The sequence below is a fragment of the Flavobacterium azizsancarii genome, from assembly GCF_027980145.1.
In the GTDB taxonomy this organism is placed as follows: Bacteria; Bacteroidota; Bacteroidia; order Flavobacteriales; family Flavobacteriaceae; genus Flavobacterium; species Flavobacterium azizsancarii.
Genome location: NZ_JAMZNK010000045.1, coordinates 23,617 through 46,448, shown reverse-complemented (window position 1 = coordinate 46,448; position 22,832 = coordinate 23,617). Strand labels below are relative to the sequence as shown.

Here is a 22,832-nt window from a genome sequence, read left to right as displayed (position 1 = left end):
TATCTATCTTAAAATGTATCGTAAATTAAGAACCGCCTTGGTACGGATCCGTATGCCGGGTGGTGTGGAAGGTCGCCTAGGGAATTAATCCCTAGGCTCCTATCCGATTTATGATTTTGAACCTATAGTTTCGTAATAAACATCAATCGAAAGGTTTTTCTGCATAGCTGCCATAACGGCCAATTCGTCGCAACGTTCGTTTTGTGGGTGATTATTATGACCTTTGATCCATTTAAAATCGACTTGATGTTTGCGATAGATAATTAAGAAGCGTTTCCATAAATCGGGATTTTTTTTGCCGGCATAGTTTTTTTTCTCCCAGCCAAAAACCCATTTTTTTACAACGGAATCAATTACATATTTAGAATCAGAGACAACCAAAACCTTCATGTTTGGGTTTTTTAGCTTTTCAAGTCCAACAATTACAGCCAAAAGTTCCATTCTGTTATTTGTAGTCAGGCGGAAACCTTCGTAAAATTCTTTTTTATGCGGAGTTCCAACTAATTCCATCACTACACCATAGCCCCCATTTCCGGGATTACCTTTTGCAGCGCCATCTGTATATATATGTACTTCGTGATTCATTTTAGACTTCTTGGATTTTTAGATTATTAGACTTTTTAAATTTTTGGATTTTAGACTTTTTTGAATTCGTTAAAGGTTATGTTTAATAATCTCACGATCTAAGAAGCCTGACAATCTAAGTGATCTATTCTTCCAATAATCTCGAAATGATTTCCGGAAAATATTTTTGTTCCAGTTCATGAATCTTTTCGGCTACTGTTTCCGGAGTATCTTCATCTGTCAAGGCTACATTTTTCTGAAAAATAATTCCGCCTTCATCATAATGTTCATTAACGTAATGAATTGAAATCCCGGTTTCTTTCTCTTTATTGTTTACTATAGCCCTGTGTATGTGCATTCCGTACATTCCTTTTCCGCCATAATTAGGTAGAAGTGCCGGATGTATGTTGATTATTTTATTTGGATATTTTTCGATTATATGATCAGGGAATTTCAATAAAAAACCTGCAAGAACTATCAGATCCGGATCGATTTCTTGTATCTTCTGTAAGAGGTTTCGCTCCAATAATTCGCTTTTTGAGAAAATTTCAGTCGGAATTTGATGATTTTTTGCTCTTTCGATAACTTTTGCCGCAGCATTATTGGTAAAGACCGAAACGACTTTTGCGATTTTGGTTTTTGCAAAATATTTTATGATATTTTCAGCATTAGTTCCTGATCCTGAGGCAAAAACAATAATTTTTTTCATAATTGAATGTAATTTGAGAATGCAAAAAACGGAATAATAATCGAAAATAAATAGTATTAAAAAGTCTTTCTTGAAATTAATTTTATAAATTAGTGTTACATTTATAAACTAAATCGTGGTTTTAAAATAAAGTTTTTTATTTTTGCCAACAAATTAAATTCTAAAATTAAAGATTATGTCAGACATTGCATCAAGAGTAAAAGCGATTATCGTAGACAAATTAGGTGTTGACGAAAACGAAGTTGTAACAGAAGCAAGCTTCACTAATGATTTAGGAGCTGACTCATTAGACACTGTTGAGCTTATTATGGAATTCGAAAAAGAATTTGATATTCAAATTCCAGACGATCAAGCAGAAAACATTGCTACTGTTGGTCAAGCTATTTCTTATATCGAAGAAGCTAAAAAATAATAATACTGCACCCGAATTTTCTTAAAATTCCAACTTTGAATACCCAAATTCCAAAATTGGGATTTGTTTTTTAGAAAATTGGAATTTTAAGAAAATCGGGTGTTATTATTTTTTTAAAATTAAATTTCGATTGGTTTTTCAATCAAAAAGATATATTTATATTGTAATGCCCATGGCTCTTAAGTAAACAATACAGTTAAGAAAGCGTGGGTTTTATTTGTTTAAAGTACAAAATACATATTTTATGACGTTAAAGCGAGTTGTTGTAACAGGATTAGGTGCTCTTACTCCTATCGGGAATAATATCCAGGATTATTGGGAGGCACTTGTGAATGGGGTAAGCGGAGCCGCTCCTATCACGTATTATGATACAGAGAAGCATAAAACGAAATTTGCCTGTGAAGTAAAAAACTTCAATATTGAAGATTACATGGATCGCAAGGAATCTCGAAGATTAGATAAATTTGCTCAATATGCCGTTGCTGCAAGCGATGAAGCTATTAAAGATGCCGGACTTACTAATGATAATATAGACAAAACAAGAGTTGGTGTTATTTGGGGAGCTGGTATTGGGGGTTTAGAAACTTTTCAGGAAGAAGTAATGTATTATGCTAAAGGAGACGGAACGCCAAAATTCAATCCGTTTTTTATTCCTAAAATGATTGCCGATATTGCGCCAGCACACATTTCGATGCGTAATGGTTATATGGGACCCAATTATACTACTGTTTCTGCATGTGCATCTTCTGCAAATGCATTGATCGATGCTTTCAACTACATTCGTTTAGGAATGTGTGATGTTATTGTATCAGGTGGTTCAGAGGCTGCAATTACTATTGCAGGTATGGGAGGTTTTAATTCTATGCACGCTTTATCAACGAGAAACGACAGTCCGGAAACGGCTTCAAGACCTTTTGACGCTACCAGAGATGGTTTCGTTTTAGGAGAAGGAGCAGGAGCTTTGGTTCTTGAAGAATACGAACATGCTAAAGCCAGAGGCGCAAAAATTTATTGCGAAGTTGGCGGAGGCGGAATGTCATCTGATGCTTATCACTTGACTGCACCACATCCGGAAGGAATTGGAGTTATTGCAGTAATGAAAAATACATTAAGAGATGCTGGAATGAAACCGGAAGATATTGATCATATCAATACTCACGGGACTTCTACTCCGTTAGGAGATGTTGCCGAATTGAAAGCAATTAGCGCTGTTTTTGGTGATCATGCAAAAAATATCAATATCAACTCTACGAAATCAATGACAGGACATTTACTTGGTGCTGCCGGAGCTATTGAAGCAATTGCTTCGATTCTGGCAATGCAACATGGTATTATTCCTCCAACTATCAATCATACTGTAGTTGATGAAAAGATTGATCCGTCATTGAATCTTACCTTAAACAAACCTCAAAAAAGAGAAGTAAATGTTGCTATGAGTAACACTTTTGGTTTTGGTGGACACAATGCATGTGTATTGTTTAAAAAATTAGTTGACTAATTTCTGTATATGAATATTATCAAAAAAATATTTTCTAAATCCCGTTCTCTAGAAGACGGGATTTTTTTTGACACTATTCAGAAAATACTTGGTTTTGAGCCTGCTAAGATCGATTTTTATAAGAAAGCTTTTACGCACAGATCTTCAAATAAATTAGACGAATCAGGACATCCAATAAATTATGAACGACTTGAATTTTTAGGAGATGCTATGTTAAGTGCTGTAATTGCAGCGCACTTATTTAACAAAGCACCAAATGGCGACGAAGGTTATTTGACTAAAATGAGGTCAAAAATTGTGAGTCGTGAGCACTTGAATGAATTAGGCAAAGATTTAAACTTAGTTCGGTTTGTAGAAAGCAAGGTGCCTATTCAGCATTTTGGAGAAAATATTCATGGCAATATCTTCGAATCTCTGGTAGGTGCAATCTATCTGGATAAAGGATATGCGTTTTGCGAAAAGTTTATTCAAAAAAGAGTTGTTGCTCCTTATGTTGATATTGCACGACTTGAGGGAAAAGTAATTAGTTATAAAAGTTTGGTTATTGAATGGTGTCAGAAAGAGAAAAGAGTTTTTCATTATGATATTTTTGAAGATAACGGTATTGACGGCCAACGCTTATTTGGCGTTAAATTAAGTATAGACGATAAAGTAATCGCAAGAGCGCGAGCAACTTCAAAAAAGAAGGCAGAAGAGAAAGCTTCACAAAGAGCATATTTTGCATTTCAGGAAAAAATAGACAAGAAATAGCTACAAGTTTGCTGTAATTATACTTATGCTATAACGTTTTCGTTTATAAATTAATAAAAACAACCCCATCTTAACTATTTAAGCTCCGTTAGAAATAGTATATTTACACCTTGATTTTTCATGACATGGCTATTCATAGATTGGATTTAGACGAATTTGACGAAATTGATTATTATTTAATGGCGATCCACACTTCATTAGAAGATTATAGATTGGCCTATTTTATCAATAAAAACCTTCCGATAAACTTAAGTAAGAGCAAAAACGAGATCCATGCTCAAACTAAGGAAGGCGAGGCGAATTTTTCCCGATTCTATTATTATGATGCCGAAAAAGCAGTTTCATGGAATTTGATTCAGAATAAGAATGAGATCATTTCAGTGAGTAAAAATGATTCTCAAGATTTGTTTTCCAATGAGACAAGTGAGGTTTCAACAACAATTCATTTACTTCCTGAATTCAAAAAGGTAGATTTTTTCCTGAAAATAGAGAATAGCGAAGAGGCTCTCGATTTTTCAGAAATTCAACAACAGTTAAATACAATAGAAAGTATTGCGGCTATATATGCTGTGGATACTGATAAAATAAAATCAAAAAACAATCTAATTTTTTAAAAAAAATGTTAACAAACAAAAAAACCAAAATTGTCGCTACACTTGGTCCTGCATGTGGTACGAGAGAGATCATCAAAGATATGATCGATGCAGGGGTTAATGTGTTTAGAGTTAATTTTTCGCATGCTGATTACGAAGGAGTAAAAGAGAAAATTAATATTATCAGAGGCCTAAACGAAGAGTTTGGTTACACAACTGCAATCCTTGGAGATTTACAGGGACCAAAACTTAGAGTTGGTGTAATGGAGGAAGGAACAGTTGTTAATGATGGTGATTTAATCACTTTTACAACAGCGGAAGATATTATAGGAACAGCTCAAAAAGTGTTCATGAAATATCAGAATTTTCCAAATGATGTAAATGCTGGTGAGCGTATTTTGCTTGACGATGGAAAACTTATTTTTGAAATTGTTTCGACAGATAAAAAAACAGAAGTTGTTGCTAGAGTTATTCAGGGTGGAGAATTAAAATCTAAAAAAGGAGTTAATCTTCCAAACACTAAAATTTCTTTGCCGGCTTTGACTGAAAAAGATATTGCAGATGCTATTTTTGCTATAGAGCAAAAAGTAGACTGGATCGCACTTTCGTTTGTAAAAACACCTCGCGATTTACAAGATTTGCAAGAATTGATCGCTAAACATTCAGAATATAAAATTCCGATTGTTGCTAAAATTGAAATGCCGGAAGCTCTAGAGAACATGGATAAAATTGTAGCATATTGCGACGCTTTAATGGTGGCACGTGGAGATTTAGGAGTTGAACTTCCTGCACACGAAGTACCATTAGTTCAAAAAGATTTGATTCGCAGAGCGAAAATTGCAAGAATTCCTGTTATCGTTGCTACTCAAATGATGGAAACAATGATTACAAGTTTAACTCCAACAAGAGCTGAAGTAAATGACGTTGCAAACTCTGTAATGGATGGAGCTGATGCTGTAATGTTGTCTGGAGAAACTGCCACAGGAAATTATCCTGTACAAGTTATTCAAAGAATGACTCAAATTTGTGAAGCTGTAGAGGATTCCCCACTAATTCAGGTTCCACAAAATACACCACAGATTAAAACAAAACGATTTGTTACTAAAACAGTTTGTCATCAGGCAGCTTTATTAGCAAATGAAATCAAAGCAAAAGCAATTTGTACTTTGACAAATAGTGGTTATACTGCTTTTCAGGTTTCAGCCTGGAGACCGTCAGCACATATTTTAGTGTTTACTTCAAACAGAAGAATCTTAACACAATTGAATTTATTATGGGGAGTTAAGTCATATTTCTATGATAAAGACGAAAGTACAGATGATACTGTTACAGATGTAAATAAAATTGCTGTTGAAAAAGGTTATGCTGTAAAAGGTGATTATTTGATCAACCTTGCAGCTATGCCAATTAAAGATAAAGGAATGGTAAACACCATGAGAGTTTCTGAAATAGAATAATCATTTAGATTTAAAATATTTAAAAGCCATTCGATACGTCGAATGGCTTTTTTTTGGTTTGGACTTTCTCTTTTTAATAAAACATCTAAGGCTTTTGATAAATTTCAAAGGTCTTTTTTATGATTATTGAGAATGATAAATAATATATTCAAGGCTAATTTTGTATAATTTTCATTTTTGAAACAGAAAATTCTTAAAAAAGCACAGATACATGCGATTCTACGGACCTACAGTAGCTTATTTTGATAAAAGCTGGAAAATGGATGATATTAAAGAAGTGAAATAAAAATTTATGAATTGCATACACATTTCTAAAAATCTGTTTGTTTTAATTGTTCTGACACTTTTTTGCAGCGTAAAAACAAATGCCCAAAAAATGGAGCAGAATGTTGCGGCCTGGGTAGGTTATGAAATGTATCTTCCTTTTAAAGAAGACGGACGATGGGGTTTGTTGCTTGAGGGATATTCAAAAGGAAATCAATTTGTGTCTGAACTTCAGGGTTCTTTTTACAGAGTGGGTGCGAACTATTATCTGAAAAACGGAAACCGGTTAGGAGCAGGAGTCGCTTACCAGTGGGATTTGCCATACGACGAGGTTTCATTGCTCTATAACAATCCGGATTACAGGATATACGAGCAATTTATATGGCGTATTGTCAGGAAAGAAGGAAATGAAGTATGGTCGCAACGTTTTAGGATGGAGCAACGCCGGTTAGGACGAAAGGACGATCCTAATAGTACAAGTGATCATTTTGATTATTACAAATTCGAAAATACGTTTCGATATCAGGTTCGTTATCAACTGTGGTTTAAACAGAGATGGGCGGCAGTAATTTATGATGAAGTTCATATAAGAACCAATGCCGCCAGCGGAAATGAAAATTATCTGGATCAAAACAGGTTGTATTTAGGAACCGCATATAGTCTTGATAAACGCAGGGAAATTAGAATGGAATTAGGATATATGAATCAGATCTTTTTTAAATCTCCCGATACTGAAAGTGGGCTTAGCAGAATGAATCATACGATTAGAATTACGCTGACAACTGATTTGCCTTTTAAACGAAAATAAAATGTAGAAGTTATGACTGATGAATTCACAGAAAACAACGGAAACAGATTTGATCCTGCAGCATCAAAGGCAAAACGTTTTGATAAAGGTGTTGCCGTTAGAAAAGTTACGCCCCGTTCAGCCCATCACGAATGGAACCCAAGCGAAAATAGGGAAGACCCAATAGCAATTCTAATTGAAACAAGTATTGGCAGAATTGAAAGTTTATTACCAATTCGATACCGTCGAATGATGGAATCTCCATTCGCATTTTTTAGAGGATCTGCCGCAATTATGGCAGCTGATTTGGCACAAACACCAAATACAGGAATTGATCTTCAGCTTTTCGGGGATTGTCATTTAATGAATTTTGGAGGATTTGCAACCCCGGAACGTAAACTGGTTTTTGATATTAACGATTTTGATGAAACGTTTCCCGGACCGTGGGAATGGGATTTAAAAAGACTAGCCGCCAGTTTTGTAATTGCCGGACGATGGAAGAAATTCTCAAACAAAACATGCAAAGAATTTGCCTGGAATGTTGCGGATAGTTACAAAAGGCATATGTTGGAATACAGCAAATTATCAGCGCTTCAAATATGGTATGCTGACATTGATCTTGCTGAACTTATTGATAGAGGTGGAGATGAGGATATAAAATCATTTCAGCAAAAGCGAATCAAAAAAGCAGGAGAATATACAGCTCACGAAAAAGAATTTGCAAAAATGACTTATCAGGAAGGTTCCCGAGCCCGAATAAAAGACGATCCACCGTTAATTTATCATCCAACAGGAGAAGAGGGAAAACGAATTTTAAAGGAAGCTGAAACCATACATAACAGATATTTAGAAACATTATCTGATGAAAAGAAAGTGTTGTTAAGCAGATATTCTTTGCATGATCTGGCCATAAAAGTAGTAGGAGTAGGAAGTGTGGGAACACTTTGTGGTATTAGCTTATTAATGTCGGCTACGGGAGAACCTATTTTTTTACAATTTAAAGAAGCCAGAAAAAGCGTGTTAGAAGCCAATGTAAAAGCTAAAAGTAAATGCACACATCAGGGTGAGCGAATCGTTATGGGACAAAAACTGATGCAATCTGCTTCGGATATGTTTTTAGGATGGACAAATGACGACAACAATAAGTTTTTTTATATGCGTCAGCTTCGTGATGCTAAAGTAAAGCCGGTGCTTGAAATTATGAAATCTAAAAATATGAGTGATTATGCAAAAGCCTGCGGTTGGGCACTCGCAAGAGCACACGCCCGCACAGGAGATCCATCTGTATTATCAGGCTACATTGGGAAAAACAATGAATTTGCGAATGCAATTGCAAAATTTTCTATTTCATATGCCAATCAAAACGATTCAGATTATAACAAAATGTTAGAAGCAATAAAAGAGGGAAGATTGCCAATCTCGGCAGAAGCCTAAACTTTCAATTAATTAATAAAAATAGAATCTATGAGTAAAAAGTTTTTGTTTTTGATGGGCTTTGTGATAATGACAATCACAACAAAAGGCCAAACACAGCGTATCGATTCTACGGCTGTTTTTCTCTTACATCGAGCTGGCGAAACGTTGCAGGACATAAAGTCTTGTAGTTTTACAGCGATTACAACCTATGATGTTCCAAACGAAAGTTTAGGGCTTATCAAACATTCGATAAATGATAAAGTCACAATTAAGTTTCCTGATAAAATGAAAGTTACTTCATCAGGAGATAAAGGAAATCGTGGTTTATGGTACAACGGTAAAAAACTAAATTATTATTCGTTCGATAATAATACGTACGGTTTTACGACAGCTCCCGCATCTGTTATTGAAACTATCGACGAGGTCAGTAAAAAATTCGGGATTGAATTTCCCGGGGCAGATTTTTTCTATCCCACATTTTTACAGGATTTACTGTCAGAACAAGGTGATTTGATTTTCTTAGGAAAAACGATAGTCGATGGGCGTGAGTGCTTTCATATAGCAGGAAGTGATAAAACAAAAAGTTTTCAGTTCTGGATAGAAAGCGATGATTTGTTTCTGCCGGTAAAATTAGTAATCATTTATACGTCTGATAAAGATAAACCGCAATACGAAGCACTGTATAAAGACTGGACTATAAATACTGATTATCCGGACTCTATGTTTGAATTTACGACGCCTCCAAAAGCTACAAAAGTAAAGTTAGCACCTAGAGAAAACACGAAATAATTATATAAAACCTCATAGTTATGAAATCATATCAACCCAAAAGTAAAATCTCAATCATAATTACTGCATTTTTTGCATTACTTCTTATGATTCCGGAAGATTCGAGTGCACAGCGATTTGGTCATTTTGCACCGCCAAGACCTATGCCGCGACCAATGCCAATGCCACGCCCAATGCCACCACCGCGCCCGGGACCAAGGCCAATTCCGCCAAGACCGTTACCGCCGCCGCATCCGTACCCACATCCTTATCCTAGGCCATATCCGGTACCATTTCATCCTTATCCGGTACCTTTTCCTTATGCTTATCATCCTTTTGTACCCTATGTTTGGGGACCAACATGGTATCCTGTAGGATTCTTTTTGACAACATTAACGACGGCAGCTATAGTAATATCAGTAGAAAATACAAATTATAATTATGATGACGGAGTTTACTATGTAAAACAATCTGACGGATATAAAGTTGTACCGGCACCCCTTGGAGCAACAATTTCGGAGTTGCCAAAAGGGTATGCCGTAATCAATGTTTCCGGAACAGATTATTACTATTACGGCGGAACTTATTATTCTAAAGCATCAAGTAAGTACAAAGTAGTAAACGCGCCTGTTGGAGCAGTTGTCACACATATTCCGGAAGGAGCCGAAGAGAAAACCATCGACGGTCAAAAATATCTGATATATAACAATGTGTATTATCAACCTATTTCAAAAGACGGACAAGACAGTTATGTTGTTGTACAAGGAAAATAGAGCTTAAAAATACTCAGAGTAATAAATTCTAATGCGAATAATTGCTCTGAGTAAATAAGTAAGAATTTTACTGACTGCATGATGTCAATTAAATAAAATAATTTATCTTTGAGTGTAAGCTAAGGTATTGTTTAGTAGATGTTTGTAGAAATATAAATAAATATTTAACATGACTTCCAGTATATTCAAGATTTAAGCAAGATTTTAAGAATTTCAAGTTAATCATTAATTTAAATACCATAAGATGAATATTAAAAGAAAGAATCTTCGTATAATCCCAATATTATTTTTGGGTTTAATTTACAGCTGCTCTCCAACTGTAAAAGTTACAAGTGATTATGACCATTCGGCTAATTTTAGCGAATACAAAACTTTTGCGTTTTATGATTTAAAAGCGCAGGAAGGTCAGATCAATCAGTTAAATGTTGATCGTATTACAAAAGCAATCCGTTCTGAGCTGATCAGCAAAGGTTTTATAGAAACAACCAATAATCCTGATTTAAAAGTAAACGCAGTAACAATCTTAAAAAACAAAACATCGGTATCTGCAAATACTGATTTTTATGGTTATGGCGGAATGTACCGTCCTTACGGCTATTGGGGCGGGGGCGGCATGATGGGCAATGCAAACACAACATTTAACTCCTACGATTATGTTGATGGTTCACTGATAATTGACATTGTCTCTTCAAAAACTCAAAAACTGATTTGGCAAGGAATCGGTAATGCTCAAATTGACAGCAAGCCCAGCGATCCTGAAGAGTTTGTTACCAGCTCTATCAAAAAAATTCTGGCAGGTTTTCCTCCCGGATTGGCAAAAAAATAGCTTATAAATAATGGTATTATAATTTAGCTGTACTTATTTCTATAAGTACAGCGTATAGCCATTATAGAACTTTCTTCTTTGAATTTATTCTGAAAGAAAAAGGAATAAACTACAACAAATCAAGCTTAAAACTTATGATCGATATAATACTTTCGCTTTTCTTTTTTATAGCTACAATAGTTGGTTTTGCGACATCCTTTATGGTTCTTTTTTCAAAAAAAAATTACTCAAAAAGTTTTTTTTTAGGACTGTTTTTGTTCAGTCTTGCGGTGGTTAGCGTATATAATTTTTACTTATCAGCAAATGAGTTAAAAGATTTTCCTGATTTATTTATGATGCAAAATCGTTTATATTTTTAGTTGCTCCTTGTGCCTTTTTATATGTAAGAAGTATTTTGTTTTCTAACAAATTGTTTAGAAAATACGATTGGCTGCATTTTTTACCGTTTCTGATCTATTTTAGCTTAACGCTTTTTGTATGGGTTGAAAGTTATATCGATCTTCAGATCGTTCATTATATTGCTGCTAAAGTAAATAACCCATTTTCGATGTTAAGTTTGACAGTCTGGCTCGTATATGCTTTTTGTCAAACGATGATGATTTTGAATTATGATTTAAAAAAATTTAAAGAAAATCATTTTAGCAGAGTAAAAATTCTGAGTTGGATCAGAGTATATAACCTGATGATTTTGTTTTTGTTCTCAGCACTTTTTGTACATTATTTTTAATTACCAAAGTTGAGAGAATCGATTTCTCCAGTTATATTCTAATATCATTAGTTTTGGTTTTTACAGTTGGCTGGCTTTATTTTAAACCGCAGATTTTTTATGATACCAATGATACTATTGAGTTTTCTAAAAAATCATTAATAATAAAAACAAAAGAAAGTAAAGCAACCTTACCGCTTGTCAAAGAATTAACTCCCGAAAAAAAATCACTATACCTTACTAAACTAGAAAGCATCTTTATGTCAAAAGAACTTTTTCTTAAAAAAGATTTAGTAATTCGCGATATAGCTGATGAAACCGGAATATCAGTTCATCACATCTCCAATTTAATTAATTCAGAATTTAATCTTCATTTTCAGGATTATGTCAATATAAAAAGAATAGAATACTTTAAAGAAAAAATCAATGATCCTGAATGGAAAGATCTATCACTTGAAGGAATGGCCTGGGGATCAGGTTTTAAATCCAGAACAACCTGTTTTAGGGCGTTTATAAAACATACCGGAAAATCTCCCTCTGAATATTTTAAAGTAATTAGAATCAATCCGGAGAAAACCAATGCTTATTATTTTAAACAAGCATCAAACGAAACAAAGAATAGTTTGTAAAAGAAGTTGTGGGGTCTCCTTAATTTTTAAAATAGCAACTATGAAAACAAATTTTTATACCCATAAGCAATCCGCAACAACAGTATATCTTATAACCTTTTTGTTGTTTTCTTTTTTTAGTTACGCACAACTCAAAGGCGGTCATATTCTTGGTGCCATGGGATTACAATCAGGAACCCAAACACCAGAAAACACATTGAGTGTTTACGTTCCCGGTTATTTTTATGCAGCATCATCTTTACGAAATGCCAATGGTGATAAATCGATCGCCAACCCGGATCTTAATATGTTTATTACAGGAGTAGGCGCCAGTTATGTAAGTGATTTCAGAATTCTGGGAGCCAATTACGGAGCATCGGTTTTGCTTGCCTTTGCATCTAATAGAATTCAGGGGAATACGGTAGACTCAAAAAGCCCTTTTGCCTTGACGGATACTTATATTGTACCCGTTCAATTAGGCTGGCGCAATAAAAGAGCCGATTTTGTTTTTAGCTATCAGATGTATTTACCAACAGGAAAATTCGATATGGGAGCTTCTGACAATAGCGGTTTAGGAATGTTTATGAATGAGTTTTCAACAGGAACAACCTTATTTTTTAATGACAAAAAAACAGTTCACTTTTCAGCTTTAGCTTCTTACGAAATAAACGGAAAAAAGAAAGGTACAGATATCAAAACCGGAGATCTTTTAAGTATTGAAGGAGGTTTAGGTAAAACATTTTATGTAATGGATGGTACAAATCCGGCTCCAAAATCGATAATCAATGCAGGTTTAATTTATTATCTGCAATACAAAGTAACCAATGATCAAATACCGGTTCCGGTGTTTGGTACAATCGAAACAGACAAAGATCGTGTAGGAGGAATAGGAGCTGAGATCAATTATTATCATATTGGCTGCAGTACATCTGCAGGATTCCGTTGGATTGCAGAGGTCAATGCGATAAACAGATTTCAGGGAAATACCTTTTTCCTAACATTGGCACATGTGTTTACTTTCAAAAAAAAATAGTCTGAATAACTATCTGGATTGTTTTTTAAGTTGAGGTTTTTTTGATGGATTCAATAAATTCTAAATTTAGTTTAAATGAGAAATAAAACAGGTTTTGTGCGTGGAATAAATTGTTTTTATACTTACGGGTCTCTTCGATACGGTACATATTGTAGGGAACAAAAAAATCAATTTCTCTGTCTTCAAGGAATTGATAATTTTCCTCACTTCCATAGCCCGCATCGGCTATAACTTTTGCAGATTGTTTGCCGTAGTTGCTTTTGAATCCTTCTAAGTGATTTTTTAGTGTGGTAAAATCAGTAGAAGTCTGGTGGGTGGAGTAATGTGTAATGATTTGATTTTCTGTAGAAATCTGAACATTATAACCCGCTTTTAATTGTCCGTTGCCCATATGATCTTCTTTCATGCGCATAAAAGTAGCATCGGTATCTGTTTTGGAGTAACTGTTTCTCTCTCCCAGAATTTCAAGATGTTTCTCGTATTCTTTAAGTTTTACAAGCTGCTCTTTCTCGAGTTTTTGAAGTGATTTGTTTTGCTGTTTACTCAGCTTCTGCTTTTTTTCACTGTGGTTGATCTCACGTATTTTCTCTTCTAATTTCTTGCTGTCTACCTTGGTTTCAGTTTGGTTATCAGTATGGATAATGTCTGACTCGATAGCCTGACCAATATCTGCCAGAACAGCATCGATTTTTCCCTGAAGCCTGTCTTTATGTTTTTCAACTGCTTTCTTCCACACAAAGCTATATTTATGTGCGTTGGCTTCTATTTTAGTACCATCAATAAATTGTCTCTCCAGGCTAATGAGCTCTAAATCTACCATCATCATAACGACCTGGCTGAAAAGTTTTTCAATATTCCCTTTTAATTTTTTTCCTCTAAAGTCATTGATAGTTCTAAAATCCGGCTGAAGTCCTCCCGAGAGCCACATAAAATATATATTTTCCTTCACGGCTCTAGCCAGCTTTCGGCTGGAATAGGTATTATTGAGATATCCGTAAAACAATATTTTCAATAACATCTTAGGATGATAGCTGGATCTTCCACCGCCTTTAAACTGTGATATAATCTCGGAAATTTCCAACTGTTCAACAACACTGTCTATTAATCGGGCAGAATGATTCTCTGGGATCGGATCATTTGTTGACCAATAATAACAACCATCATAAAAGTAAGTAATGCAAGAATAATTTTGGTTATGGGAGAATTAAAAGTTCTTTGTTTTAAAGTAAGCGTTTCCATTTGGTTTGGTTTAATGATTTATGATGAAGCAAAAGTAGGCTGCTTCAAAATCAAAAAATAGAATGAAATTTGCCTTCTTTATAATTTTTGAAATTGTTTGGGCAAAAATCCCGTTTGACTTTTAAAGGTTCTGATAAAGTGACTCTGATCAGCAAAACCACATTGAAAACCAATTTCTGTCAAATTGCTTCGGTTGGATACTATCAGCGAAAGCGAACGATTTATTTTGATCCTGCGCATATATTCACCCAGGGTACAACCAAAGTATTTAGAAAAATGTTTTGATATCGTAATAGGGTTCAGGTTCAAAACCTGAGCCAGATCCTGCAGGTTTGGATTTTCGTTCCAGCAATCATTTAGTAATTCCTCTAAACTTTTTACCCAAAACGGACTTTTTTCGTATCGTTCTAAATGTGTATTGGCATTCGATAATTGAGCAAACAACATATTGATTGTATCTCCAGAAAAAGCATCTGCAAGAATTGATTCCTTGAAAATTTTTAGAATTAAAAATTTAGAAAGCGTCGTGTTCTGAACTGATTTTTCGATAATAGCTTCAGAAATTTGAAGTTCTTTGAGAAGCGTTTCTTCAATTTCGATATTAATATTTTTAGACGGAAAAAGTGTATCCTGATTCAAATGCAATTCACCGCTATGGTAAAATAATAAAGAACCAGGACCAACAGCTGTATTCGAGTTTTTACGTTTTTCTGCCGTTCCTCCTTTTAGAAAAAGTGTGATGTGCGCATTGATGTGCGAATGCCAGCCTTCGTAAACCTTTTTATGATACTCTGTTTCAACAACAGCAATTCCCTGCATGTTGTTAAAGATGTTTTTGGTATTGCCTAAGTATTTCTCTTTTTCCAGTTCGGACATTATCCAGAATTATGAATGCATTTACAGCAACCAAATTACTACTATTAAAATAAAATAAATAGCAATTTCTTCTAATCCTATAAAGATTGTTGGTTTTGCATAGTTTGTAAGTTTTTATAGATTAATAAAAACATTTTGTAAAAATTAACGCTTGAAGGTTAGTTTTATTAACTAAAATTTAATTGTTTTGTAACAAATTGTAGATTACAACAACTAATTTATAAAATCATTAAACATAAATTATGAATACATTTTCATTCAAATCAGTACTTGCTGCTTCCGTTTTTTTTGTTGGGGCAACAAGCTGTTTTGCACAAGACATTTTAGTGAATTCACTAAAACTAAATGCAAGCGAAAAAAGTAAAGAAGCTTTTAAATTCACTGACGTGATCAATCTTGGAACTACTTCTGTAAAATTGCAAGGTTCATCAGGAACATGTTGGAGTTATTCTACGAATTCTTTCTTAGAATCAGAAATGATTCGTTTAGGAAAACAACCGGTAGAATTGTCTCAGATTTACTCTGCAAGAAATGTTTATGTAGAAAAAGGAGTTAATTATGTTCGTATGCACGGAGCAGTTGCTTTAGGCGACGGTGGTGCATTGCATGATGTAATTAATATGTACAAAAAATACGGAACCGTACCAAGAGAAGTTTACACTGGATTGAACTACGGAACTGACAAAAATAAATTTGGAGAAATGGCAGCACTTATTGAAGGTGTTCTAACTGCTGTGGTTAAAAACCCGAACGGAGAATTAACACCAAACTGGAAAAAAGCGTATACAGCCGTAATCGATTCTTATTTAGGAACTGTGCCGGAAAATTTTGCTTATAAAGGAAAAAACTACACACCACAAACTTTTGCTAAAGAAGTAGTAGGTATTAATCCAGACGAGTATGTAGAGATCTCATCTTTTACAACTTCTCCGTATTACCAAAAAACAACAATGATGGTGCCAGACAACTGGTCATTTGATCAGGTCTACAACGTAAAAGTAAACGACATGACTGATGTTATCGACAATGCTTTGAAAAAAGGATATACTGTAGCCTGGGCAACAGATGTAAGCGAGAAAAGCTTTAGCTGGAAAAATGGTGTTGCATATGTACCAACAAAGAAATTTGATGATATGACTGCCGAAGAAAAAGCAGATATGTTCAACGGACCAAAAGCTGAACCTGAAATTACTGCCGAAATGCGTCAGACTGCATTTGATAACTACACAACTACAGACGATCACGGAATGCACATTATAGGTCTTGCAAAAGATCAAACCGGAAAAGAATATTACATTGTAAAAAATTCTTGGGGTGCAACAAACGACTACAAAGGATATTTGTTTGTGACTAAAAACTTTGTGAGATACAAAACAACTGCTTTGTTATTAAACAAAGGTGGAATTCCAACGGATATCGCTAAGAAATTAGGGGTTTAATTGTCTTAGGTTTTTATAAAATAGAAAAGCGCTGCAATGTTGAATTGTAGCGCTTTTTTTATTGATATTTCATAAAGAAGAACTTTTACTTCTCTTTCAACAACTTCTCCAACTTCTCCACTTTTTCTTTTTCAGCTAAAACCAAACGCTAATAAACTTCTATAACTTTATCAAGAGGGTTGAAATTGCAGTTATATGCATTTCCATTAATAATGCTGTTATCATTTAATGTATTTCCAATAATATTCAAAACAGCTTCCTCGGAAAACTTCTTAACTTTAGCCGCTTTAAGTGTTTCTTTGAGGTTTTGTAATATGCTTAAGAGAAAACAACTATCTTTATTCATTTTTAATTTCACTCCCCTTATCACATTATAATGAGAACACATGCCGTATTTTTTGTCACAATGTGTGTGTTTTCTTCTTATTGTTTTGGGCAGCGTGTAAACAATGCTCAGTTTACTACAGAAAAAGGACAAGTGCGTTCAGAGACAGATAACATTTCTAAAGAAGGTCTTGTTATAGCGGGTTATTATGTCGAAGAAACCATTAATATGGCTTTCGGAAAAACAATTACCAAATACGAAGTTTCCAGATTAAGTATGGTCAATACCTGCGATTTGGGCCCCAATAATACAAGGGTGGTAACTCCTATATATCGAAAATCGAAAATAAAAACAGTTGAATCAGGTTTGCAGTCAAAAGTTTTGGTTGATCCTGTTACCTCAACTATCAAGCCTGTTAAGGTTGAAGTGGTTGCTCAGGCCGAAAGGCCACAATATATTACTGTAGATGTTGTAAATACTTATGCAAAAGTTCTGGATAAAGGTTATAAATCGATTGATATGCTTACTAAAGTTGCAGACAGGGCATACTTTGACGGGGATTTGGTTAATGCGGCTAAATATTACTCAGAATTGTTTAGCATGTCTGAAAAACTAGAGTCGATGTATTACTATCGATATGCTCAAGCATTAAAAGGAATTGGTCAAATGGATAAAGCTGATGAGATGATCAAGTTATTCGAAAGTAAAAAAGCACTCATAAAATAGTCAAAGAATTGCTGTGTTGTTTTTGACTAAAATTCTCGAAAGCATTCTCGAAACAAGAATATATTGAACCCAAACAAAGAAAAAGTAACACTTAAACGGTTTTTCAGGTAACTTGAAGTTAGTTTTGGATGTAAGTGCTTGAAAAATATTAAATTGTATTTTTTTTGTTAGTGGTAATTACCTTATTGATTTGTCATGAAAACGTATGTACAATACTTTGTAGCAATTGCATTTGTTTTTTCTTTTTATTCTTTCGGACAAAGTAATGGTCGTGCTTTTGCCCCTGGGAGTATCAAACACGCAATAACAAAATCAAATGATACTGCAAAGAAAGAAGGACTTGTCATAGTAGGTTATTTTGTTGAAGAAACAATTAATATGACTTTCGGAAGAAGAATCACCAAATACGAAGTTTCAAAATTAGAAATGGTGAATACTTATGACCTCGGGCCTAATAATACCAGGGTGGTAACTCCTATATACCGCAAACCAAAGATAAAAACCGTTGATGTAGCATTACAATCAAAAACTTTTGTTGATAGTACTGTAATAAAGATAGAACCAGTCAAAGTCGAAGTAATTGCAGTAACCGAAGCGCCCAAATACTTAACGATAGATGTAGTCGATACGTATGCTAAAGTTTTAGACAAAGGATACAAATCTGTAGAGATGCTTATAAAAGTGGCAGACAGGGCTTATTTTGATGGCGATCTGGTAACGGCTGCTAAATATTACGAAGAGCTGATTGGTATGAATTCAGATTTATATGCGATGTATTATTACCGCTACGCAGAATCCCTAAAAGGCATCAACGAAATAGGAAAAGCAAATGAAACAATGCTATTGTTCGAAAGTAAAAATGTAGGCAATAATGTAGTGAGACATAATAAGCTCGTCAGAAACTAATGGTCGTTAATGACAGAAACTAATTTTTTTGATTGTATTTGTTTTATTTGATAATCATTGTTGTTGGTATGTGTCGTAAATCATAAATGTTAGCAGCCAGTACTGAAATCTTTTTGCTTAACGCACAACTTATACTAATTAATAATTTTTTGCTTTTTATTTTCCAATTAACACTCCGTATTCTTTTGGTATTGTTACTCCGTCAAAATGGTTTGTCAATCCGTAGAATATTATAATTGTCATAATAAGTCCAAAAAGTAAGATTGCAATTGAGTGTCTTTTTGGTGACAAGCCTAATATGGTTCTCTCCATTTTTTTGTTATGAATAGAAGCAATATGTCCAAAAAATGATAGAATTGCGAGTCCGTAATAACGAATGAAGAACAGATTGAATGGAAATGAGTTTAATCCTGCTACTCCAAAATAGAAGTTTGTGTCAAGTTTTAGAAAAAAGCGTCCACTTAAAACAGCGCTCAAATGAATGATAAAGAAAATTGACAAATACAGTCCTGTGCATATTTGTAGTTTCTCAAATTTAGAAATTGCTAATTTTTTATTTGTTTTAAAAAGTTTCAGGCCTGAAATAATTTGAAGAGCCACTGCTAATAATAAAACTGTCTCAACACAAATATTACGATAATAAATTCGTAAAGTGTTCATCATCTCGATGTGATCCTGAGCACCAAAAACACTGATAAAATGATTGAATAAATGTAGTCCAACAAAATCGTAATTGTTAGTCCTGATATGTAGTGAAGATTCTTTATTGTCATTTATCTTATCGGTTTATTTGTGGCGGTTTGTTCAATATAATAAACTTTTACGCTTGATTCGATTTAGATTTGATCCAGCTAAGATAAATTAATAATTATAGCTTATGTTTTGAGATTCCAGAGGCTTTGGAATTGATCCAGCATTTAGAAGTCAATTTAGAGGAGTACGAAAAGTAGATTTTTTCTTATTCAGATTATCTAATCTTTTTGGTTAATCCCCAACTTTTGCGTTTGATCCCTTTTTTTACCAAAAATCTGTCAAAGTTGTCAAATGACAAATTTTCCATTTTTTAATAAATTATCATGAAGTACTGATTGGCTATGGTATTAAAAGAGAAAAGACCTTACATTGCTGTAAAGTCTTTTTTAATAAGCTCCCTCTCTTGGGCTCGAACCAAGGACCCTCTGATTAACAGTCAGATGCTCTAACCAACTGAGCTAAGAAGGAATCACCTTAAAGGTAAATATGTTTGCTAAAAAAAAGTTGCTCCCCCTCTTGGGCTCGAACCAAGGACCCTCTGATTAACAGTCAGATGCTCTAACCAACTGAGCTAAGGAGGAAGATGTTGTTCTTTTTAGCGAGTGCAAATATAGAGCATTTTTTAGTTTCTCAAAAATATTTTGACACTTTTTATCAAATATTTTTACTTGCCTACAATTGCTTTGTAGATATCGTTTCCGTTAGCAAACAAAAGCAGTCCTATAAGTAAAACGAAGCCAACTACTTGGGCGTTTTCAAGGAATTTATCACTTGGTTTTCTGCCACTAATTATTTCGTATAATAAAAACATCACATGCCCTCCATCAAGAGCAGGAATTGGCAATAAATTCATAACTCCAAGCATAATCGACAATAAAGCAGTGATTGACCAGAATACTTCCCAACTCCAAGTGCTAGGAAAAATGTTGAAAATTGCCGCAAAACCACCCACTTGTTTGTAAGCTTTCGTTTCTGGGTTAAAAATCATTTTAAGCTGTTTTCCGTAGCTTACTAATTGATCCTTCCCTTTTGTTAGTCCAACCGGGATTGATTCAATTAAACTGTAGTTTTTAGTGCTTACTTTATAGTATCCTAGTTTTTCTAAAGATGCCATATCTAATCCGCCTGGTATTACACCTATTGTTCCTTCGTTAGAAACCTTAAGTGTAATAGGTGTTTCTTTTAAATCGCGCAATACAACAGCAGGAATGGTTTTTCCTTTGTTATTAGCTAACACTGCTTTTGCCTCGTCAAAATATTTCACTTTTTCTCCATTAAGAGAAAGAATTAGATCTTTTGGTTTTAAATTTTGATTAGGAGATTCGTCAGTAACTTTTCCAATTGCAAAGGGCACGCGAATACCAACTAATAAACCTTTTTCATGTTTAGATAACTGATCAACAAAATCATTTGGTATGTTGATAGTTTGTTGTTGTCCGTTTCTTTCAATTAAAACTTGTTTAGCCATGATGATATTCATGTTTAACTCTTTGTCAAAATTTTCAACTTTTTTTCCATCAATCGAAATGATTTTATCACCGGTTTTAAAACCAGCTTTAAGCATTACAGGGTTTTCAATCAATACACCATCTTTCAGGTCAGTATTTGCTACATAAGTATCGCCATAAGCAAACGCCATTCCTATATAGATGATAAATGCCAGAATAAAGTTTACTGTAACTCCACCCAACATAATAATCAAACGTTGCCATGCTGGTTTAGAGCGAAATTCCCAAGGTTGCGGAGGCAAAGCCATTTGGTCTTTGTCCATGCTTTCGTCGATCATTCCTGAGATTTTTACATAGCCTCCAAGGGGTAACCATCCGATTCCGTATTCAGTATCGCCAATTTTCTTTTTTAGAAGAGAATATTTAACATCAAAAAATAAGTAAAATTTTTCGACTCTTGTTTTAAATAATTTTGCAGGGATAAAATGCCCTAATTCGTGAAGAATAATAAGTAAAGATAAACTCAATAGAAATTGAGAGAGTTTGATAACTATATCCATTTTGTATTTTTAGTTCGTAATTTAACGCACAAAAGTAGCGTTTCTATTTTAATTTAAGACCGCAAGATAACACTTAAGGTTTTAAATTCTTGTTAATAAATGACCTTGCTTCTCTATAAATTTGGCAAAGCTTCTTTTGCTCTTACCTATTAGTAAGTTATTTGTGGTTTATGTTACAAATATCTTATTCTAGTGGTTTTAAAATATGTTAATTAATAAACATTTAGATTTCTAGTTTTAGCAAGAAGCCTTAACTTTACTTTTTTAAACGTTATCGCAATCAATAGATCGCGTACAATCATTAAAAGTTATAACTATGGCTTCATTATTATTTTCTCCGCTTACTATAAAAAAAATTACCCTAAAAAATAGAATTACGATTTCGCCTATGTGTCAATACTCGGCGATTGACGGATTTGCAAACGATTGGCACTTGGTTCACCTGGGAAGTCGTGCCAGCGGTGGTGCAGGTTTGATTATTCAGGAAGCTACAGCAGTTTCTCCCGAAGCCAGAATATCTCCTTCGGACCTTGGAATCTGGAAAGACGAACACATTGAAAAACTAAAAACAATCAACGAATTTATTGTTTCTCAAAATTCGATTCCCGGAATTCAGTTGGCACATGCCGGACGAAAAGCAAGTGTTTCAATTCCGTGGGAAGGCAATAAAAAGTTAGGTTTCGCTCAGGGCGGATGGCAGACAGTTGGTGCGAGTGCGATTCCGTATCATGATGATGAGCCGTTTCTTCCCGAAGCTTTGGATAAAAGTGGAATTCAGAAAGTGATTTCAGATTTTAAAACAGCAACCAAAAGAACTGTTGAAGCCGGTTATCAGGTAATGGAAATTCACGGTGCACATGGTTACTTATTGCATCAGTTTTTATCTCCATTAACCAATGTAAGAACGGATGAATACGGTGGAAGTTTCGAAAATAGAATCCGTTTTACACTTGAAATTGTAGAAGCTGTTCAGTCAGAATGGCCGTCTGACTTGCCTTTACTAGTTCGTATTTCAGCGACAGACTGGGCAGAAGGAGGATGGAATCCTGAAGAATCGGTAAAACTTTCAAAAATCTTAAAAGAAAAAGGAGTAGATTTAATTGATGTTTCATCAGGCGGATTGGTTTCGCATCAAAAAATTGAATTAAAACCAGGATATCAGGTTTCATTTGCCGAAAAAGTTAAAAAAGAAGCTTCAGTTTTAACCGGAGCAGTGGGTCTAATTACCGACGCAAAACAAGCCGAAGCAATTTTAGAAACAGGTCAGGCAGATTTAGTTTTATTTGCCAGAGCCTCCTTAAGAAATCCGAATTTGCCATTAGATTTCGCCAGAGAACTAAACGACGATATTCAATGGCCAAAACAATACGAACGCGCTAAAATTTAAACATAAGTT

At 34.4% G+C, this 22,832-nt stretch carries 25 protein-coding genes and 2 tRNA genes; 17 read left to right on the top strand and 10 right to left on the bottom strand.

Annotation, left to right across the window (positions count from 1 at the left end; genetic code table 11):
• Positions 1-108: 108 nt before the first annotated feature.
• Both rnhA and purN read right to left on the bottom strand, forming a co-directional pair.
• Positions 109-585 carry a ribonuclease HI gene (rnhA, locus tag NJT12_RS20215; RefSeq protein WP_271337740.1) on the bottom strand — a complete coding sequence of 159 codons (477 nt, stop codon included), beginning with the start codon at positions 583-585 and terminating at the stop codon, positions 109-111.
• A gap of 124 nt (positions 586-709) precedes the next feature.
• The gene (gene purN, locus NJT12_RS20210; protein ID WP_271337738.1) at positions 710-1,273 is read right to left on the bottom strand and encodes a phosphoribosylglycinamide formyltransferase; all 564 of its coding nucleotides are present in this window, start codon (positions 1,271-1,273) and stop codon (positions 710-712) included.
• A gap of 175 nt (positions 1,274-1,448) precedes the next feature.
• Between purN and NJT12_RS20205 the strand changes: the two genes are divergently transcribed.
• The 13 genes from NJT12_RS20205 (at position 1,449) to NJT12_RS20145 (ending at position 13,164) form a co-directional block, all read left to right on the top strand.
• Positions 1,449-1,685 (top strand): acyl carrier protein, encoded by a 237-nt coding sequence (locus tag NJT12_RS20205; RefSeq protein ID WP_007137004.1) that lies wholly within the window; start codon positions 1,449-1,451, stop codon positions 1,683-1,685.
• A gap of 244 nt (positions 1,686-1,929) precedes the next feature.
• Entirely contained in the window at positions 1,930-3,183 is a 1,254-nt protein-coding gene (gene fabF / locus NJT12_RS20200; protein ID WP_271337728.1) for a beta-ketoacyl-ACP synthase II, read from the top strand.
• 9 nt (positions 3,184-3,192) lie between these two features.
• Positions 3,193-3,933: a ribonuclease III gene (rnc, locus tag NJT12_RS20195; RefSeq protein ID WP_271337727.1), complete on the top strand. Its 741-nt coding sequence runs from the start codon at positions 3,193-3,195 to the stop codon at positions 3,931-3,933.
• 125 nt (positions 3,934-4,058) lie between these two features.
• The gene (locus NJT12_RS20190; RefSeq protein ID WP_271337726.1) at positions 4,059-4,547 is read left to right on the top strand and encodes an IPExxxVDY family protein; all 489 of its coding nucleotides are present in this window, start codon (positions 4,059-4,061) and stop codon (positions 4,545-4,547) included.
• A 5-nt stretch (positions 4,548-4,552) separates the two neighbouring features.
• Entirely contained in the window at positions 4,553-5,983 is a 1,431-nt protein-coding gene (gene pyk / locus NJT12_RS20185) for a pyruvate kinase (protein WP_271337725.1), read from the top strand.
• Positions 5,984-6,275: 292 nt separating this feature from the next.
• Positions 6,276-7,055: a DUF2490 domain-containing protein gene (locus tag NJT12_RS20180; RefSeq protein WP_271337724.1), complete on the top strand. Its 780-nt coding sequence runs from the start codon at positions 6,276-6,278 to the stop codon at positions 7,053-7,055.
• A 12-nt stretch (positions 7,056-7,067) separates the two neighbouring features.
• Entirely contained in the window at positions 7,068-8,468 is a 1,401-nt protein-coding gene (locus NJT12_RS20175; protein WP_271337723.1) for a DUF2252 domain-containing protein, read from the top strand.
• 30 nt (positions 8,469-8,498) lie between these two features.
• Positions 8,499-9,239: a DUF2092 domain-containing protein gene (locus NJT12_RS20170; protein ID WP_271337722.1), complete on the top strand. Its 741-nt coding sequence runs from the start codon at positions 8,499-8,501 to the stop codon at positions 9,237-9,239.
• 20 nt (positions 9,240-9,259) lie between these two features.
• Complete coding sequence (locus NJT12_RS20165; RefSeq protein ID WP_271337721.1) at positions 9,260-9,991, top strand: DUF6515 family protein; 732 nt, start codon at positions 9,260-9,262, stop codon at positions 9,989-9,991.
• A 244-nt stretch (positions 9,992-10,235) separates the two neighbouring features.
• A complete protein-coding gene (locus tag NJT12_RS20160; protein WP_271337720.1) occupies positions 10,236-10,817 on the top strand; it encodes a DUF4136 domain-containing protein in 582 nt (193 codons plus the stop codon).
• A 134-nt stretch (positions 10,818-10,951) separates the two neighbouring features.
• On the top strand, positions 10,952-11,176 hold the full coding sequence (locus tag NJT12_RS20155) for a hypothetical protein (protein WP_271337719.1): 225 nt from the start codon (positions 10,952-10,954) through the stop codon (positions 11,174-11,176).
• 421 nt (positions 11,177-11,597) lie between these two features.
• Positions 11,598-12,152, top strand: a complete 555-nt coding sequence (locus NJT12_RS20150; protein ID WP_271337718.1) for a helix-turn-helix domain-containing protein — start codon at positions 11,598-11,600, stop codon at positions 12,150-12,152.
• Between the two features lie 40 nt (positions 12,153-12,192).
• Positions 12,193-13,164 (top strand): SphA family protein, encoded by a 972-nt coding sequence (locus NJT12_RS20145; RefSeq protein ID WP_271337717.1) that lies wholly within the window; start codon positions 12,193-12,195, stop codon positions 13,162-13,164.
• 25 nt (positions 13,165-13,189) lie between these two features.
• Here NJT12_RS20145 and NJT12_RS20140 read toward each other — a convergent pair whose 3' ends face one another.
• The 3 genes from NJT12_RS20140 to NJT12_RS20130 form a co-directional block, all read right to left on the bottom strand.
• Positions 13,190-14,245 (bottom strand): IS1182 family transposase, encoded by a 1,056-nt coding sequence (locus NJT12_RS20140; RefSeq protein WP_271337716.1) that lies wholly within the window; start codon positions 14,243-14,245, stop codon positions 13,190-13,192.
• 20 nt (positions 14,246-14,265) lie between these two features.
• Positions 14,266-14,403 (bottom strand): hypothetical protein, encoded by a 138-nt coding sequence (locus tag NJT12_RS20135; protein WP_271337714.1) that lies wholly within the window; start codon positions 14,401-14,403, stop codon positions 14,266-14,268.
• A gap of 78 nt (positions 14,404-14,481) precedes the next feature.
• Positions 14,482-15,279: a helix-turn-helix transcriptional regulator gene (locus NJT12_RS20130; RefSeq protein WP_271337713.1), complete on the bottom strand. Its 798-nt coding sequence runs from the start codon at positions 15,277-15,279 to the stop codon at positions 14,482-14,484.
• Between the two features lie 242 nt (positions 15,280-15,521).
• Between NJT12_RS20130 and NJT12_RS20125 the strand changes: the two genes are divergently transcribed.
• Positions 15,522-16,718 (top strand): C1 family peptidase, encoded by a 1,197-nt coding sequence (locus NJT12_RS20125; protein WP_271337711.1) that lies wholly within the window; start codon positions 15,522-15,524, stop codon positions 16,716-16,718.
• A 148-nt stretch (positions 16,719-16,866) separates the two neighbouring features.
• On the opposite strand, the gene NJT12_RS20120 is transcribed toward NJT12_RS20125, so the two are convergent.
• A complete protein-coding gene (locus NJT12_RS20120) occupies positions 16,867-17,064 on the bottom strand; it encodes a hypothetical protein (protein ID WP_271337710.1) in 198 nt (65 codons plus the stop codon).
• 30 nt (positions 17,065-17,094) lie between these two features.
• Between NJT12_RS20120 and NJT12_RS20115 the strand changes: the two genes are divergently transcribed.
• Both NJT12_RS20115 and NJT12_RS20110 read left to right on the top strand, forming a co-directional pair.
• Positions 17,095-17,769 (top strand): hypothetical protein, encoded by a 675-nt coding sequence (locus NJT12_RS20115; protein ID WP_271337709.1) that lies wholly within the window; start codon positions 17,095-17,097, stop codon positions 17,767-17,769.
• 195 nt (positions 17,770-17,964) lie between these two features.
• Positions 17,965-18,675, top strand: coding sequence for a hypothetical protein (locus NJT12_RS20110; RefSeq protein ID WP_271337708.1), 711 nt, complete (start codon positions 17,965-17,967; stop codon positions 18,673-18,675).
• Positions 18,676-18,831: 156 nt separating this feature from the next.
• Here the strand turns inward: NJT12_RS20110 and NJT12_RS20105 are convergent, their stop codons facing one another.
• The 4 genes from NJT12_RS20105 to rseP all read right to left on the bottom strand — a co-directional run bounded on the left by NJT12_RS20105 (position 18,832) and on the right by rseP (position 21,436).
• Entirely contained in the window at positions 18,832-19,338 is a 507-nt protein-coding gene (locus NJT12_RS20105; RefSeq protein ID WP_271337707.1) for a hypothetical protein, read from the bottom strand.
• A 484-nt stretch (positions 19,339-19,822) separates the two neighbouring features.
• A tRNA-Asn gene (locus NJT12_RS20100) sits at positions 19,823-19,896 on the bottom strand.
• A gap of 39 nt (positions 19,897-19,935) precedes the next feature.
• Positions 19,936-20,009, bottom strand: a tRNA-Asn gene (locus NJT12_RS20095).
• An 83-nt stretch (positions 20,010-20,092) separates the two neighbouring features.
• Positions 20,093-21,436 carry an RIP metalloprotease RseP gene (gene rseP, locus NJT12_RS20090; RefSeq protein WP_271337706.1) on the bottom strand — a complete coding sequence of 448 codons (1,344 nt, stop codon included), beginning with the start codon at positions 21,434-21,436 and terminating at the stop codon, positions 20,093-20,095.
• Between the two features lie 316 nt (positions 21,437-21,752).
• On the opposite strand from rseP, the gene NJT12_RS20085 reads away from it, so the two are divergent.
• Positions 21,753-22,823: an NADH:flavin oxidoreductase/NADH oxidase gene (locus NJT12_RS20085; RefSeq protein WP_271337705.1), complete on the top strand. Its 1,071-nt coding sequence runs from the start codon at positions 21,753-21,755 to the stop codon at positions 22,821-22,823.
• The last annotated feature ends 9 nt before the right edge of the window (positions 22,824-22,832 follow it).